Annotated in this window: 14 protein-coding genes; 11 read left to right on the plus strand and 3 right to left on the minus strand. The window is 42.0% G+C overall.

Translation table 11 applies throughout. The annotated features are described in order from the left end of the window. Positions 1–239: 239 nt before the first annotated feature. Both ACE01T_RS04820 and ACE01T_RS04825 read left to right on the plus strand, forming a co-directional pair. A complete protein-coding gene (locus ACE01T_RS04820; RefSeq protein WP_395518835.1) occupies positions 240–1,145 on the plus strand; it encodes an NAD(+) kinase in 906 nt (301 codons plus the stop codon). A gap of 3 nt (positions 1,146–1,148) precedes the next feature. Next, a complete protein-coding gene (locus ACE01T_RS04825) occupies positions 1,149–1,421 on the plus strand; it encodes a YeaC family protein (RefSeq protein WP_086195677.1) in 273 nt (90 codons plus the stop codon). Between the two features lie 316 nt (positions 1,422–1,737). Here the strand turns inward: ACE01T_RS04825 and ACE01T_RS04830 are convergent, their stop codons facing one another. Continuing rightward, the gene (locus tag ACE01T_RS04830) at positions 1,738–2,742 is read right to left on the minus strand and encodes a glycosyl transferase family protein (RefSeq protein ID WP_395518836.1); all 1,005 of its coding nucleotides are present in this window, start codon (positions 2,740–2,742) and stop codon (positions 1,738–1,740) included. A 431-nt stretch (positions 2,743–3,173) separates the two neighbouring features. Between ACE01T_RS04830 and ACE01T_RS04835 the strand changes: the two genes are divergently transcribed. Next, on the plus strand, positions 3,174–4,520 hold the full coding sequence (locus tag ACE01T_RS04835) for a dicarboxylate/amino acid:cation symporter (RefSeq protein ID WP_180174466.1): 1,347 nt from the start codon (positions 3,174–3,176) through the stop codon (positions 4,518–4,520). A gap of 150 nt (positions 4,521–4,670) precedes the next feature. Beyond that, positions 4,671–5,813 carry an acyl-CoA dehydrogenase family protein gene (locus ACE01T_RS04840; RefSeq protein WP_395518837.1) on the plus strand — a complete coding sequence of 381 codons (1,143 nt, stop codon included), beginning with the start codon at positions 4,671–4,673 and terminating at the stop codon, positions 5,811–5,813. A 91-nt stretch (positions 5,814–5,904) separates the two neighbouring features. Here the strand turns inward: ACE01T_RS04840 and ACE01T_RS04845 are convergent, their stop codons facing one another. After that, positions 5,905–6,423, minus strand: a complete 519-nt coding sequence (locus ACE01T_RS04845) for a type 1 glutamine amidotransferase domain-containing protein (RefSeq protein ID WP_166166733.1) — start codon at positions 6,421–6,423, stop codon at positions 5,905–5,907. A 758-nt stretch (positions 6,424–7,181) separates the two neighbouring features. Here ACE01T_RS04845 and pheA point away from each other — a divergent pair. From pheA to ACE01T_RS04865, 4 genes are all read left to right on the plus strand, one after another. Then, entirely contained in the window at positions 7,182–8,291 is a 1,110-nt protein-coding gene (gene pheA, locus ACE01T_RS04850) for a prephenate dehydratase (protein ID WP_086195615.1), read from the plus strand. 75 nt (positions 8,292–8,366) lie between these two features. Continuing rightward, positions 8,367–9,473 carry a histidinol-phosphate transaminase gene (gene hisC, locus ACE01T_RS04855; RefSeq protein ID WP_200222710.1) on the plus strand — a complete coding sequence of 369 codons (1,107 nt, stop codon included), beginning with the start codon at positions 8,367–8,369 and terminating at the stop codon, positions 9,471–9,473. A gap of 3 nt (positions 9,474–9,476) precedes the next feature. Then, positions 9,477–11,723: a bifunctional prephenate dehydrogenase/3-phosphoshikimate 1-carboxyvinyltransferase gene (locus ACE01T_RS04860; RefSeq protein WP_180041842.1), complete on the plus strand. Its 2,247-nt coding sequence runs from the start codon at positions 9,477–9,479 to the stop codon at positions 11,721–11,723. Between the two features lie 109 nt (positions 11,724–11,832). Then, complete coding sequence (locus ACE01T_RS04865; protein ID WP_200222709.1) at positions 11,833–12,210, plus strand: hypothetical protein; 378 nt, start codon at positions 11,833–11,835, stop codon at positions 12,208–12,210. Between the two features lie 112 nt (positions 12,211–12,322). Here ACE01T_RS04865 and ACE01T_RS04870 read toward each other — a convergent pair whose 3' ends face one another. Then, entirely contained in the window at positions 12,323–12,955 is a 633-nt protein-coding gene (locus ACE01T_RS04870) for an alpha/beta hydrolase (protein WP_395518838.1), read from the minus strand. Between the two features lie 124 nt (positions 12,956–13,079). Between ACE01T_RS04870 and yaaA the strand changes: the two genes are divergently transcribed. From yaaA to ACE01T_RS04885, 3 genes are all read left to right on the plus strand, one after another. Continuing rightward, on the plus strand, positions 13,080–13,862 hold the full coding sequence (yaaA, locus tag ACE01T_RS04875; RefSeq protein WP_200222708.1) for a peroxide stress protein YaaA: 783 nt from the start codon (positions 13,080–13,082) through the stop codon (positions 13,860–13,862). 140 nt (positions 13,863–14,002) lie between these two features. Further along, on the plus strand, positions 14,003–14,236 hold the full coding sequence (locus tag ACE01T_RS04880) for a hypothetical protein (protein ID WP_180082780.1): 234 nt from the start codon (positions 14,003–14,005) through the stop codon (positions 14,234–14,236). Between the two features lie 368 nt (positions 14,237–14,604). Further along, entirely contained in the window at positions 14,605–15,927 is a 1,323-nt protein-coding gene (locus ACE01T_RS04885) for an NCS2 family permease (RefSeq protein ID WP_166166715.1), read from the plus strand. Positions 15,928–15,939 lie beyond the last annotated feature (12 nt).

Genomic DNA, 15,939 nt, shown 5'->3' on the forward strand with positions numbered 1-15,939 from the left:
CTATACCTCTGAGTTATTCTACTTAAAGTAATTTTGTAAACCGGGTAGCTTTTAGCATAAAAAATCAGGTTGATTATGGCTTTAAGTTCATGCAAGGTGAACAGATCTGAATAACTGGCTAAACTCAGGTTTAGTTTTTGAAATCACTGGATGGTCAATGCAATCTGAACTTAAAGCTTTTTAAAATGAACAGGGTTAATGCTATGATAGTCAGGAATCGTAGCGGAGCGATGACCTAGGTGCAAATTTCACATAAAACTTTTCGTAACATTGGATTAATAGGACGTCCAGATAAATCCTCCGTCGTGGAAACTTTAAGTCTTATTCATGACCATCTTTTAAGTTTGGGTTTACATCCTGTTTTTGATTCGGAAACAGCAGCCCTTGTCCCTTATAGCAATACGCAAACGGTAAGCCGCAGTTTACTGGGTGAAGTGGTGGATCTGGTCATTGTGGTCGGTGGTGACGGTTCTTTACTGCATGCCGCACGTGCCCTGGTCAGACACAATACCCCTGTCATTGGGGTCAACCGTGGGCGTTTGGGCTTTTTAACCGATATCAAGCCGACTGAGGTTATTTTTAAGCTGGATCAGGTGCTCAAAGGCGAATTTCAGCTCGACCGCCGTTTCTTGCTGGAAATGGAAATCCGCTCCAAAGGTGAAAGCATTTATGATGCGATTGCCTTGAATGATGTGGTTTTACATTCCGGCAAGTCGGTTCATATGATTGACTTTGAACTGAATATTGACGGTCAATATGTCTATCGTCAGCATAGTGACGGTTTGATTGTTTCGACGCCTACCGGCTCTACCGCTTATGCGCTTTCTGGTGGTGGACCGATTGTCCATCCGAGTATGGATGCCATCTCTTTGGTGCCGATGCACCCGCATACCTTGTCTTCACGCCCGATTGTGGTCGGTGGACATAGTGAAATTAAGATTATTATTCGTGAAAACCGTGTTTTACCGATGGTCAGTGCCGATGGTCAACACAGTGTTTCACTCAGTGTTGGGGATAGTTTGCATATCCGCAAACATCCATTTAAATTGAATCTCCTTCATCCACCCGGCTATGATTTCTATATTGCTTGCCGTACCAAGCTGGGCTGGAACCAAGATTTTGACTCTTTTCAACAGCAGGATTAAATGATGAATATTGAACAAATGCTGGCCGTACTCGATCCTGAAATTGTTGCGCGTTTAAAGACAGCAGTGGAAATTGGTAAATGGCCGAATGGCGTAGCACTTACGCAAGAGCAACGTCAAATCTGTATGCAAGCGGTTTATGCGTGGGAAATAAAAAATTTGCCTGAGACTGAACGCAGTGGCTATATTGACCGCGGTACCAAAGAAGAAGATGAACACTGCGATTCTCATGACCCGCAGCAAGACGAAGAATTCAAGCCGATTCGTTTTGTTTAAGTATTTCTTTATAATAAAAAAGACACTTCGGTGTCTTTTTTATATTTTAATTTTTTGAATGGTACGACGGTGTCTTACCGATAAACCTCAATTTATAGCAGCTCATCCTGTTACTTTGGATAAGCCCTGAGAAGTATTACTTCGTAAGGCCAAAATCACCTTGCGAACACTAGAAATATGTTTCAAGTGTTCTCATCGCAAAACTCATTCCATACTATCATTTGATGAATGTTTCGCAGAACCATTTTTATCAAATGAAGTCTTGCCTCGAACAATTGCGAATGGCTTTGTCACGTATCATCTATTCTGCATCAAATTAGATTTTAGACTTGCGATTTAGCCATAGCTCTTTGGCTTTTAACATTGCCTCATTATAAGAAGCGCAAGCACCCATGGTGTATAAAGCAATTCCCATGGTTTCAGTGACAGCAATTTCGCCATATTCATGATGCTGCTTGCCTTCCCAAACTGCTTTAAAAACTGCTAAATCCAGTTCTTCTTCAACAGGACTACGGTTTTCAGTCAATTTCGGTAATTCATGTTCGTACAGCTCGCCATTTTTAATCCCGCAGATTAATGTTTTGGCATCTGGATTCCGTTCAAATTCACCACCTTCACCCTTAATCACCGCACTATTTTGATAGCCCAGTTTAAATGCCGCTTGCTGGTGTGAAGCACGGTAAGCCGGATGGAAAATAGCCTGCACTGTAGCTTTGGCATTAAACGGATTGATTAAACGCGCTAAAGTATGAATAGGTGAGCGCAAGCCCATCACATTACGTAAAGAAATCAGATCACTCAAAATAGGTGAGATCGCTGCTAAGGGCATATAAGCAAAATTGCGTTGTTGTAACTGCTGTTCCACATCGCTGTCATTCTGGCAAATTGGATAACCAAGATATTCCAGAACCTGTTCGGTATAAAGGCGGTTAATGGTATGTCCAGAGGCGCCATGCATCACGACTTTATAGTCGTGTTGTGCCAGGGTCAGCGCTGCCAATAAGAACCAGGGATAATGTTTGCGTTTGCCAGCATAAGATGACCAGTCCAAATCCACATCTAAAGCTTTGAAACTGAGCTGATCACGGGTGGCTTGTACAAAACCGGCCAGTTCATCGACAGACTCTTCTTTAACACGCAGTAGCATGAGGAAAGCCCCCAGTTGAACATCCAAAACCTCATTTTTTAGGATCATGGTGAATGCCTGATAGGCTTCGTCAAAAGTCAGCGAACGGGCACCGTTTTTTCCTTTGCCTATAATACGGACATATTGTGCGAAAGGATGTTCAGCATCTTTGTAGATATTTCTTTTGGTTTGCATAAGGAGTATTTCTTGGCAAAGGAAAATAGGATGGATAATAGTTTATAAAGATAAGGTAAATATTTCAGCCTAATTTAAATAAAAGTAACTTTAGTTATTTCGACTAATGTCTAATGAGTAGCGATGGTATTTTAAACAAACTTAACAATATAGACCGCATCAACAAATAAAAATTAGGTAAAATTTAACATTAGGTAAAATTATGTAGATTTGCTTATCAGCATGTGTGACCGAATAGGTGGATTTTTTATAAATTCAATTCATTCATGATGATAAGTTTATGATTTTTTTATATCCCAGTATTTGAGCTTACTCAATACTTTTTGTATGTTCTTTTGTGATGAATACAAAAGGATTAAAGGCTGTGTATTCGTAAGAATAGGCAAAAACTGAATATTTCTAGTGCTGGAAATATCTAAAGAAGTAATGTTATGGCTAAAAAACCAATTTATAAGTCACTGTATTTTCAGGTGATTGTTGCCATCATTTTAGGTGTTATTGTTGGGCATTTTTACCCAAGTTCATCTGTAATCGTTGACGGCGTTAAGCAAAGTGTTCCAGGCTTGGGCGAGCAATTAAAACCATTAGGTGATGCTTTCATTAAGCTCATTAAAATGATTATTGCACCGGTGATTTTCTGTACTGTGGTTAGTGGTATCGCAGGTATGGAAAGCATGAAATCTGTGGGTAAAACAGGTGGTATCGCGCTGCTTTATTTTGAGGTTGTCTCAACACTAGCATTAATTATCGGTTTGCTGGTGATCAATATTGCAAAACCGGGTGTAGGCATGAACATTGATCCTGCATCTTTAGATACTTCAGGTATCGCCAAGTATGTGGAATCCGGTGCATCTCAATCGACCGTTGATTTCTTTATGAACATCATCCCGAATACGGTGGTGGGTGCCTTTGCCGAAGGTGAAATTCTTCAAGTCCTTTTATTTGCATTGCTGTTTGGTTTTGCGTTACATAAATTGGGCGATGCAGGTAAACCGGTCCTTAAATTCATCGATCAAATTTCGCATGTATTCTTCAATATCGTAAACATGATCATGAAACTTGCGCCTATCGGTGCGTTCGGTGCAATGGCATTTACGATTGGTAAATATGGTATTGGTTCACTTGCTCAGTTAGCTCAACTCATCATCTGCTTCTATATTACCTGTTTGCTGTTTATCTTCATTGTATTGGGTAGTATTGCGCGTTTCAGTGGTTTCAGTATTGTGAAATTGATTCGTATGATTCGTGAAGAACTCCTGATTGTCCTGGGTACATCATCTTCTGAATCCGTACTTCCACGCATGTTGAAAAAACTGGAAATTGTCGGGTGTGAAAAGTCAGTTGTGGGTCTGGTGATTCCTACCGGTTATTCATTTAACCTGGATGGTACTTCAATCTATTTAACCATGGCTGCAATCTTCATTGCACAGGCAACTAATACTCAGCTTGATTTAGCACATGAAATTACACTTTTAGCGGTGTTGTTGATCTCTTCTAAAGGTGCGGCAGGTGTAACAGGTTCTGGCTTTATTGTCATGGCGGCAACATTGTCTGCTGTAGGAAATATCCCTGTAGCAGGTCTGGCATTGATTCTGGGTATTGATCGTTTCATGTCTGAAGCACGTGCCTTGACGAATCTTGTGGGTAACTCATTGGCAACAATTGTCGTTGCAAAATGGGTCGGTCAATTAGATACAGTTAAATTAAATGAAGCATTAAACAATCCTGAAATGGTTGACCAAAAAATGCAAGAAGAAGCGACTCAAGCACACGCTTAATCGATGCAGATTTAAAAAGGAAGCTACGGCTTCCTTTTTTATTGACCCTAAGGTCATAAAATATAAAGCCTATACGACATGACAGATATCTATAAAGTGGATAGCATGAGAAAGGGACAGAACTACAACAACTCAATATAAGGATGCCGTATGTTGGCTTATGATGCTGATTTAGAATTATTCCGCGACAATTTCAAACGCTTTATGAATGAGCATATTGCTCCACATTATGAACAATGGGAACAGGAAGGCATTATGCCGCGTTCAGTCTGGAACTTGCTGGGTGAAAACGGTTTCCTGTGCGTGGATGTTCCTGAAGAATATGGCGGTTATGACGTGCCAACCCATTATTCACTGATGCTGGTAGAAGAATCTGCACGTGCCGGATTTAGTGCACTATCCACCGGTATTTCCTGCCACTCTGAAATAGCAGCACCTTATATTTTGCATATTGGGACAGAAGAACAAAAGCAGTACTGGTTACCCAAAATGGTGACGGGTGAAGTGGTAGGGGCGATTGGCATGACGGAGCCTGGTGCCGGTTCAGACTTGCAGGCGATGCGCACCAATGCCATCCTGCAGGGAGATCACTATCTGCTCAATGGTTCCAAAACTTTTATCTCGAATGGTCAACATGCTGACCTGGTGGTTTTGGCAGCAAAAACTGATCCGCAAGCCCGTGCAAAAGGCGTGTCGTTATTGCTTTTAGATACACACCTGGAAGGCTTTAAAAAGGGCACCAACCTCAACAAGATTGGTTTGCATTCACAAGATACTTCTGAACTGTTCTTCGATAATATCAAGGTGCCTAAAGATCAGCTGCTGGGTCAGCCAGGACAAGGTTTTGCCTATTTAATGCAGGAATTACCACGTGAGCGCACCGCGATTGCTGCAACAGCCATTGGTGCTATTCGTGGTTCAATTGATGTCACCATTGCTTATGTCAAAGAACGACAAGCCTTTGGTCAGCCAATTAGCCAGTTCCAGAATACCCGTTTTGTTTTGGCTCAGGCGAAAATTGAGGAACAGGCGACTGCTGCTTTTTATAACCAGAACGTTGAGTTATATATGCAGGGTAAACTGGATGTGGAAACGGCAGCAGCTTTAAAAAGTTTCGCAACCGACATGCAGATGAAAATAGCGGATAAGCTGTTACAGCTGTTTGGTGGCTATGGCTATATGACAGAATATCCAATTTCACGTTTCTTTGTAGATGCCCGTATTCAGCGAATTTACGGCGGAACCAATGAAATTATGAAAGAGATTGTAGCGCGTAGCTTATTGGGGCGTTAATTCATGAATAAGATGCTGCAATAAAAATAGTTAAATAAATAGAATGGCACCCTAAAAGCTGGACACTAGATCTGACTTTGCAGGGTGCTTTTTATTGATTCAAAACCATTAAGCTTTCTTCTATAAACGCAGGTAAATCATCAGGAGAGCGTGATGAGATATACAGATTATTATCGTTGACCACAGCGACATCATAATAGACTGCGCCGGCATTAATCAGATCCTTGGCAACCGTTTTAATGGTAGTCATTAAGCGGCCTTTGACGACTTTGGCTGTAATCAGTAACTGCGGACCATAACAAATGCTCAAAATGGGTTTTTCTGCATGGGCAAATTTACGTACAAAATCCACGAAGCGGTCATCGCCACGGAGCCGGTCTGGAGAATAACCGCCAGGAATGAGCAAAGCATCAAAATCATGCACGGTCACATCATCTATACTTTGGTCAATGGTGACGGCTGATTTTCGCTTATGACCATAGACAATATTGCCTGCTTTGTTTTCAATATTTAAAATACTATGCCGTGCAGCACGAAACGCTTGCACAGGTTCTGAATATTCGACATCTTCAAAATCATGAGTCACTAGCACGGCGATTCTTTTGGACATTATTTTTCTCCGAATTGCTTTGTTCACAGACTATAAATTAAACATTAAACTTTTGTGATGGAGTTTGGTAAAGGACTCTTGCATCTGTAGAATATCTGTAATCAACCTAGATGAGTATTTTCAAGTATTTGTAAATATTAAAAAATTAAACTAAAAACTTTTGTTTCTACATGTGTCAAATGGTCAGCATGCAAAATTTTTCCGATGATTGATTTTATTAATTATTTCAAAATGGCTGTGGATTTTTTGACTTTGTATGCGGTCAGATAGGCGTGATTGCGTTTTGTGATGTTATTCATTGCAAGATGAAAAGCTATCGTGGCTATCCAAGTTTGAAGCGGCTCCTGAATGTGTTTATCTACAATACTGATCACTGTTGCTTGCAGAACTTGAAGATACTCGACCAGAATCGCTTAATCGAATCTTTTAAAACAAGAAAAATGACTAAAAATAATTCAGTATTAAGCGTTTTTAACGATGAGCTTATTTGCAAATAGCAATAAATTTATTCAATGAAATGACATAAAATTGCGAGCCGGATTGCTGAATTACAGATGTATAGCCGTGGTGTCTTTTTTAGCGAATTGGCAAAAGCTCAGCAATTTAAAATACTCAGGGCAAAAACATCAGCAATAAAATTGCTGATTAAATCAACTGTATGTTTTTAAGACTGAATCAATCAAAGTCTTATTGCGTAACATTTGAAAGCTAACTATTGTTATACTGTTTGCATAACGTTTTTGAAGGGCAACATAACAATGATCAACGACGATCAAAACACATCGACTTCTCTTGATCTGGCTCAAATCCGTCAGGATATTGATTCTGTAGACCAACAGATTCAACAGCTTATCAATAAAAGAGCAAAACTGGCTGAAGCTGTCGCAAAAGCAAAATTTGCTGCTGAAGAGAATCCATTGTTTTACCGTCCTGAACGTGAAGCACAAGTTTTACGTAATGTTATGCAGCGTAATGAAGGCCCATTGTCTGATGTCACCATGGCGCGTTTATTCCGTGAAATCATGTCGGCATGTCTGGCATTGGAAGCACCACAAAGTATTGCATTTCTAGGGCCTGTGGGCACTTATACCCACTCGGCAGTACTTAAACATTTTGGTCAGGATGCTATTGTCCGTCCATTGCCTACCATTGATGAAGTGTTCCGTGAAGTCGAAGCAGGCAGTGCACATTATGGTTTGGTGCCGGTCGAAAACTCATCTGAAGGTGTGGTGAACCATACTTTAGACTGTTTTAAATCTTCGCATTTAAACGTGATTGGTGAAGTGGAACTGCGTATCCATCACCAGTTTCTGGTGTCCTCCAATACCCGTAAAGACAGCATTAAACAGATTTATGCCCATCAGCAGACCTTGGCACAATGCCGAAAATGGTTAGATGCCCATTATCCAGGCGTGGAACGTGTTGCCTTAAGTTCCAATGCCGAAGCGGCACGCCGTATTCGCAATGAATGGCATTCCGCAGCGATTGCGTCAGAAGTGGCTGCCAATATTTATGACCTGGAAATCCTGCACAGCAATATTGAAGATAATCCGGAAAATACCACCCGTTTCCTGGTAATTGGCCGTGAAAAAGTGCCGCCAAGTGGCAATGACAAAACTTCATTGCTGATTTCTGCACATGACCGTGCCGGTGCATTACTGGAAATTCTGGCACCCTTTGCCAAACACAATATTAGTCTAACCAGTATTGAAACCCGTCCTGCATTGCCGGAAAAATGGGCTTATGTATTCTTTATTGACCTGGAAGGCCATATCGAGCAAGAAAATGTGAAAGCGGCAATTGAAGAAATTCGTCCTTTGGTCAAAGAAGTTCGCGTATTGGGTTCATATCCGATCGCAGTTTTATAAATCATTCTGGTGATCGGCTTGATTTTTTAATTTTAGGCTGATCCCTTTTATCACTTGAAATAGCGGAAGAGTAACATGTCGTTTGTCCCTGCCAATGAAGGCATCTCAAAGTTAAAGCCTTATCAACCAGGTAAACCTATTAGTGAACTTGAGCGCGAGTTAGGGATTACTGATATTGTCAAATTAGCCTCAAACGAAAATCCGTTGGGCTGTTCTGAAAAAGTCAAACAGGCTGTGGCGGCTGAACTGGCAGAAATTGGTCGCTATCCGGATGGTGGCGGTTTTATCTTGAAAGACCAGATTCAGGCACAATTTGGTGTAACTGCTGACCGTATTACTTTAGGTAATGGGTCAAACGACTTACTGGAAATGTTTGCCCGCGCATTCGTTTCAGAGAAAGACTCGGTAATTTATAGCCAGCATGCTTTTGCCGTATATGCTTTGGTGACTCAAGCGATTAATGCAGAAGCGATTGAAGTGCCGGCCAAAGGTTTTGCTCACGATCTGGATGCTATGGCAGCGGCAATTAAAGACAATACCAAACTGATCTTTATTGCCAATCCCAATAACCCGACGGGAACTTGGTTTGAAGAAGCCGAATTTGAAGCTTTCATGCAAAAAGTTCCGGAAAATATCATTGTTGTTCTGGACGAAGCTTATGTGGAATATTTCCCGGAAAACTTCAACAGCCTGAAATTCCTTGAGCAGTATCCAAACCTGATTGTCAGCCGTACCTTGTCTAAGTGTTATGGTCTGGCTGCACTGCGTGTTGGTTTTGCCTTGGCATCGCCAGAAGTAACAGATTACCTGAACCGTATTCGTCAGCCATTTAACGTCAATCATCTTGCCATGGTAGCTGCGGTTGCTGCACTGAAAGATGAAGCATTTATCGAGAAATCTCGTGAAGTGAACAAGGCGGGTATGGCTCAGCTGGAAGCTGGTTTTAAAGCTTTGGGTCTGAACTATGTACCTTCTCGTGCCAACTTTATTTTAGTCGATGTACAGGCTGATCCTGCGCAAACGTTCAATGCCTTGTTAAAAGAAGGCGTGATTGTACGTCCTGTGGGTATTGCAAATCACCTGCGTGTATCGATTGGTACGGAAGCGGAAAATGCTAAATTCCTGACAGCACTGGCGAAAGTACTCGATTTAGCTCCTGATGCGGTAGAGGAAAAAGCCTAAGCCATGTCTCAGCCACTGTTTGAAAAAGTTGCCTTTATTGGACTTGGGCTGATTGGCTCAAGTCTGGCTCGTGTCATCATTGCTGAAAAACTGGCAAAGCAAATTGTTGCCTCAACGCGTTCGCAAAAAACTCTGGATGATGCAAAAGCGCTTGGACTAATTCAAGAGGGCTATAGCAATCCCGTAGATGCGGTGCAAGGTGCAGATCTGGTGGTTTTGGCTTTACCTGTGCGGGCAACGCAAAAGGTGTTAGAAACCATCAAGCCTTATCTGTCAGACAACACCATCATTACCGATGTGGGCAGTACCAAAGGCAATGTAGTGGATGCAGCCAAAGCCGTATATGGTGAAAACCTGCCGGCAGGTTTTGTTCCGGGTCATCCGATTGCAGGTGCGGAACATACTGGCGTACATGCAGGTAAGGTCGATTTGTTTGCCAATCATAAAGTCATTTTGACGCCATTACCAAGCAGTGCTGACTGGGCTGTGGATAAACTGGTTCAACTGTGGCAAGCTGCCAAGGCAGAAGTGATTTGTATGGATGTGGACAAGCACGATGAAGTGCTGGCCCATACCAGTCATCTTCCGCATTTGATGGCCTTTAACCTGGTTGAGCAACTGGCCAACCGGGAAGATAATCTGGATATTTTCCGTTATGCCGCTGGGGGCTTCCGTGATTTTTCCCGAATCGCGGCGAGTGACCCGCAAATGTGGCATGACATCTTTTTTGCCAATAAAAAAGCCATTTTGAATGCTGTAGACGGTTTTGAGCAGCAACTGGCTCAAATTCGAAAACTGATTGAAAATGAAGATTCCAAAGCATTGATTGGACTATTAGAGCATGCACAGGCAGCACGACAGCATTTCAATCATATGCTCGCTAAAAAACCTTTGATGGAGAACGATAACGTGACACAACAATTTACCATTTTGCCGGGTGATAAGACATTTAAAGGTAAATTTACCGTGCCAGGTGACAAATCTGTGTCACATCGCTCTATCATGTTTGGTGCGATTGCTGAAGGAACTACCCATGTTACAGGTTTCCTTGAAGGCGAAGATGCATTGGCAACACTTCAAGCATTCCGTGATATGGGCGTGAGTATTGAAGGGCCTAAAAATGGTGAAGTGACTATTCATGGCGTAGGAATGAATGGTTTAAAAGCTCCTGCAAGTGCCTTATACATGGGTAACTCGGGTACTTCCATGCGCCTGCTTTCCGGTATGCTCTGTGCACAGAAGTTTGATTCAGTCATGACCGGTGATGCGTCATTGTCTAAACGTCCAATGGAACGTATTGCTAAACCGTTACGTGAAATGGGAGCGCAGATTCAGACTACAGGTGAGCGTGGTACGCCGCCCGTTTCCATTACCGGCAATCAAAAACTTAAAGGTATTCATTACGACTTACCAATGGCTTCGGCTCAGGTGAAATCAGGGATTTTACTGGCGGGCCTTTGGGCAGAAGGGGAAACATCGGTGACTGAACCGGAACCGACCCGTGACCACTCCGAACGTATGCTGCGTGCCTTTGGTTATGAAGTAAAAACCGAGGGTAACCGTATTTCCCTGCAAGGTGGCGGTAAATTGGTCGGTACTGATATTCAGGTTCCATCTGATATTTCATCCGCTGCATTCTTTATGGTGGGTGCTGCCATTACCGAAGGTTCCGATGTCACTTTGGAAGCGGTAGGGATTAACCCGACCCGTACCGGTGTCATTGAAATCCTGAAACAGATGGGTGCAGATTTGACTGTTGAAAACGAACGTATCGCAGGCGGTGAACCGATTGCAGACATTCGTATTCGCGGCACGCGCACCTTAAAAGGTATTCATATGCCGGAAGATCAGGTGCCGTTGGCCATTGATGAATTCCCAGCTTTATTTATTGCGGCGGCTTGTGCTGAAGGTCAAACCATTTTGACTGGTGCTGCCGAGCTTCGGGTAAAAGAATCTGACCGTATTCAGGTGATGGCAGATGGCTTGCAAACTATGGGCATTGACTGTACGCCAACCGATGATGGCATCATCATTGAAGGTAAGGGCAAGTCTGGTGACTGGTCTGCAATTTTCACAGGTGGTGAAATTGAATCGCATCATGACCACCGTATTGCCATGAGTTTTTCCATGGCGGGCTTGCGTACTTCCGGCGAAATTAAAATTATTGGCACCGAAACTGTAGCAACCAGTTTTCCAACTTTCACTGAGTTGGCCAATCAAGCTGGTTTAGCCATTCAAGTCAGTGAATAATTAGTCTAATTTTGTGTATTTGTTAAACAACAGCCAAGCTTTTGCTTGGCTGTTTTGTTTTTATTGCTTATGCTAAAACCATACAACAATAATGTCTTTGGATACACAGATGAGAAAATTACAATTTACTGCAAACTGTGAAAAGCATAATCATGTGTCACAGCAATCGAATGACTGCCATGTGACTCAGGAATATGTTGCGGATTTATTGTCTAAAGAACTCGGTCAATACGGTTTCCAGACCTTGTCGCAAAGTGGTGATCAGGTTGCGGTAAGTGTAGACAATCAATCTTTGCCATTATCTGTCACCTGCCAGAGTCGTGATGCAGAAGGGCACCTGGTCTGCGAGATTACTTCTTACCCAGCTGAAGATCAGGACTGGCTAGATCGTATTACGGAACAAAGTTTATTGAATCAATTGGCCCAAGCGGTAGAAAATACCTTAAAAGAAGACGAATCTTTTAGTGGCTTTACATGGAAAGGTTAAATATTTATTTTGACCCCATGAGTAAAACAGGAGGAGGGCTTAGCCTCCTCTTTTTATTTGCAGCCATGCAGAAACTACATATAAATGGATGCTCTATGCTGCTATTGTCTGCTTATTCGTCTACAAGAAAGCGGGAGATAGCAACGCGTAATTGCTTTAAATATCCAGTAAAGAAATGATTTGCACCGGGTAAGATGGTGAGTAAATGGCGTTGCGGTTTAGCCCATTCAATCAAGTCGGACAACAAGGTCACTTCGTCCGCTTCACCATGCAGGAACAGAATATCACCTTGAATGTGTGGTGTAACATAATGACGTATACCTGCAACTGTTGCAGTCGGTAGTCCACATAAAATCAATTGTTTGGGTTTAATTTCATCGGGCAATACATGAAAACACTTTGCCATGACATGGGCACCAAAACTAAAGCCTGCTGCATAAAAAGGCAAATTGATATGCTTACAGCGAATCTGTTGAATAATTTCTAGAATATCATCCGTTTCGCCATGGCCTTTATCGTGCTCACCCGTACTCTGGCCAGAGCCTCGGAAACTTGGACGATAGACAATACAGCTGCGTTCAAGAAACATCTGAGCAAGCAGAACTGGAACTTTATGCTGCGGAGTGCCGCCTTGTAGGGGGTGAGGATGACATACCAGCGCAAATCCTTTCACTTCACCCTGTGGATAATCAACAAAAACTTCTAGTTGACCTGCAGGACCTTGAATGAAAATTTGCTCGGACATGTAATAACCGACTCATGACAGAAGAGAGGGCTATTTTAGCGTTAAGACCCAGTAAAAACACACATTGGCAATAAGACAATGCTACTGTTATAGTCTGTTTAATTGTTTTTTGACCAGGTTATTCATGCTTGCCTTAATTTCTCCAGCCAAGACTTTAGATTACGAATCTGCACTTCCAACCGATGCACATACACTGCCAAGATTGCTAGAACATTCACAAGAACTTGTAAATGTGAGTCGTAAGCTTTCTGCAGCAGATATCGCCAATTTAATGAGCGTGAGTGAAAAAATTGCCAAGTTGAATGTCGAGCGTTTTAATGATTGGCAGCCTGAGCTGAACTTTTCTAATGCACGTCAGGCTTTATTTGCCTTTAAGGGGGATGTGTATACTGGACTGGATGCTTATGCGCTGAATGATCAGCATATTGCCTATGCACAGCAGCATTTGCGTATGTTGTCTGGACTGTATGGTTTGTTGCGTCCTCTAGATTTAATGATGCCCTATCGCCTGGAAATGGGAACCAAGCTCAAAAATCCACGTGGTCATCATCTTTATGATTTTTGGGATAATATCATTACTGATTTGATTAACCATGATTTAGCCGAGGTGCACTCAGAACTATTGGTGAATCTTGCTTCGGATGAATATTATAAATCGGTCAAACCAGGCAAAATTAAAGCCGAGATCATTAAGCCGGTTTTTCTGGATCAGAAAAACGGCAAATACAAGGTCATTAGCTTCTATGCAAAAAAAGCACGCGGATTAATGGCACGTTTTATCATTGAAAATCAAGCAGAACGTGCTGAGGACTTAAAATCATTTAATCTGGATGGTTACTATTTTGATGCAGAGAGTTCGCTACAAGGTGAGCTGGTCTTTAAACGCGACGAGCAGCAAGCTGCTTAAATGAGAGTAACAAGGTAAAAATCCCGATAAATTTCGGGATTTTTATTGCGAAAAAATAAACAGGATTTTGAAATATTTTATCATTATATTTTAATTCATGTTTGTTAACATCATGATGAATTGTTGAACAATAAAATTTTATGATGAAAAGATTATTAGTTCCAACCTTTATTTTTGCAGTGGTTTTACTGGGGTACGGGGTTTATCGCGACAGTCAAATGAAAAAAAGACAGGAAATGGATCAACTGATTCAGGATGCGCATCGATCTTTGAGGGCTGTAGAAGCAAATCCAAATAATAGGGTGGTAGAGCAGAGTGAAACTTCGGATCCCCATTTTGCAGCACCCTTGCATGTGAAATCCAGCAAGTTTTAACGCCTGGGTTTTTACTATATGTTTTAAATATATTGTTAAGTTATTTAAATTTAATTAAAAATAAATTTTAGAAACAATAAAAAGCATTGTGTTATAATTTGCCAAGATCTGAATTCTTATATTTACATTGTAAGTGTTTCACTTTCTATCTCAGGAGGCTGCATAAAAGTTATGCGGCTTTTTTGTTTATGGTTTTTGTTATCCGGTTGTTTTGTCGTCTACGAAACATTGTAGAAAATATTTGTTTTTAATGAAAATATTGGCATATCGATTGCTTGGACATCTATAAACTTAATGGTGATTTGAGAAACGGATCATTAATTTTATAGCGTGCTGATAGCATAAAGTTTACTTACAGGGGTAAAGTCATGACGACTCCTAATCCATCTTCAGAGAATATGCTAGAACGCTTATTTAAGCTCAGTGAAAACAAAACCAGTTTTCGCACAGAAGTTCTTGCAGGTGTAACCACTTTCTTAACCATGTGTTACATCATTATTGTCAATCCAATGATTTTATCCGAAACTGGGATGGATCATGGGGCTGTTTTTGTTGCAACCTGTCTTGCAGCTGCAATTGGCTGTCTGGTGATGGGGCTTGTTGCAAATTATCCGATCGCGCTTGCACCGGGTATGGGGCTGAATGCCTACTTTACCTATTCGGTGTGTATGGGCATGGGGATACCTTGGCAAACGGCACTGGCTGCCGTGTTTGTTTCAGGGCTGGTGTTTATTGCCATCAGTATGTTTAAAATCCGTGAAGCGATTGTCAATGCCATTCCTATGTCGCTGAAATTTGCGATTGGCGGCGGCATTGGCTTGTTCCTTGCACTGATTGCATTAAAAAATTCAGGCATTATTGTTGATAATCCGGCCACCCTTGTAGGCTTGGGTGACTTGAAACAACCGACAGTATTGCTGACCTTGCTGGGTTTCCTGATGATTGTGGTGATGCATCACTTTAAAGTCCGTGGTGCCATCATTATCAGTATCCTGGTGATTACCGCGATTGCTACAGCAATGGGGCTGAACGAATTTAAAGGTGTTGTAGGAGCCATTCCATCGATTGCTCCAACCTTCCTGCAAATGGATTTTGAAGGCCTGTTCACGGCCAGTCTAGTTGGGGTCATCTTTGTATTTTTCCTGGTGGATTTATTTGACTCGACGGGTACCTTGGTGGGGGTTTCACATCGTGCCGGCCTGTTAAAAGATGGCAAATTACCACGTTTGAAAAAAGCACTCTTTGCTGACTCGACTGCGATTGTAGCGGGTGCAGCATTGGGTACTTCCTCTACAACACCTTATATTGAATCGTCTGCGGGGGTTGCTGCAGGTGGTCGTACAGGTTTGACCGCTGTGGTTGTTGCCGTGTTGTTTGTGCTGTGCTTATTCCTGGCTCCTTTGGCGCAATCGGTTCCAGGTTTTGCTACTGCACCTGCATTATTATTTGTAGGTGTGTTAATGATTCAAGGGATCGTCAACATTGAATGGGATGATATCACTGAAGCCGTTCCTGCATTTTTAACCATCGTATGCATGCCATTTACCTATTCAATTGCCGACGGTATTGCAATGGGCTTTATTAGCTACGCATTAATCAAGCTGCTGACTGGGCAAGCGAAAACTGTACCTTATATGGTCTGGATTGTTGCGGCTCTTTGGGCATTGAAATTTGCTGTATTTGGCGGCTAATTCACCCCATTC

It is taken from the genome of Acinetobacter uliginosus (assembly GCF_044130295.1).
Lineage (GTDB): Bacteria > Pseudomonadota > Gammaproteobacteria > Pseudomonadales > Moraxellaceae > Acinetobacter.

Bases quoted from the DNA above. Each gene is read 5' to 3' on its own strand.
- ACE01T_RS04825 (WP_086195677.1), top strand. From the start codon at position 1,149: ATGAATATTGAACAAATGCTGGCCGTACTCGATCCTGAAATTGTTGCG.
- ACE01T_RS04830 (WP_395518836.1), bottom strand. From the start codon at position 2,742: ATGCAAACCAAAAGAAATATCTACAAAGATGCTGAACATCCTTTCGCA.
- ACE01T_RS04835 (WP_180174466.1), top strand. From the start codon at position 3,174: ATGGCTAAAAAACCAATTTATAAGTCACTGTATTTTCAGGTGATTGTT.
- ACE01T_RS04840 (WP_395518837.1), top strand. From the start codon at position 4,671: ATGTTGGCTTATGATGCTGATTTAGAATTATTCCGCGACAATTTCAAA.
- ACE01T_RS04845 (WP_166166733.1), bottom strand. From the start codon at position 6,423: ATGTCCAAAAGAATCGCCGTGCTAGTGACTCATGATTTTGAAGATGTC.
- pheA (WP_086195615.1), top strand. From the start codon at position 7,182: ATGATCAACGACGATCAAAACACATCGACTTCTCTTGATCTGGCTCAA.
- hisC (WP_200222710.1), top strand. From the start codon at position 8,367: ATGTCGTTTGTCCCTGCCAATGAAGGCATCTCAAAGTTAAAGCCTTAT.
- ACE01T_RS04860 (WP_180041842.1), top strand. From the start codon at position 9,477: ATGTCTCAGCCACTGTTTGAAAAAGTTGCCTTTATTGGACTTGGGCTG.
- ACE01T_RS04865 (WP_200222709.1), top strand. From the start codon at position 11,833: ATGAGAAAATTACAATTTACTGCAAACTGTGAAAAGCATAATCATGTG.
- ACE01T_RS04870 (WP_395518838.1), bottom strand. From the start codon at position 12,955: ATGTCCGAGCAAATTTTCATTCAAGGTCCTGCAGGTCAACTAGAAGTT.
- yaaA (WP_200222708.1), top strand. From the start codon at position 13,080: ATGCTTGCCTTAATTTCTCCAGCCAAGACTTTAGATTACGAATCTGCA.
- ACE01T_RS04880 (WP_180082780.1), top strand. From the start codon at position 14,003: ATGATGAAAAGATTATTAGTTCCAACCTTTATTTTTGCAGTGGTTTTA.
- ACE01T_RS04885 (WP_166166715.1), top strand. From the start codon at position 14,605: ATGACGACTCCTAATCCATCTTCAGAGAATATGCTAGAACGCTTATTT.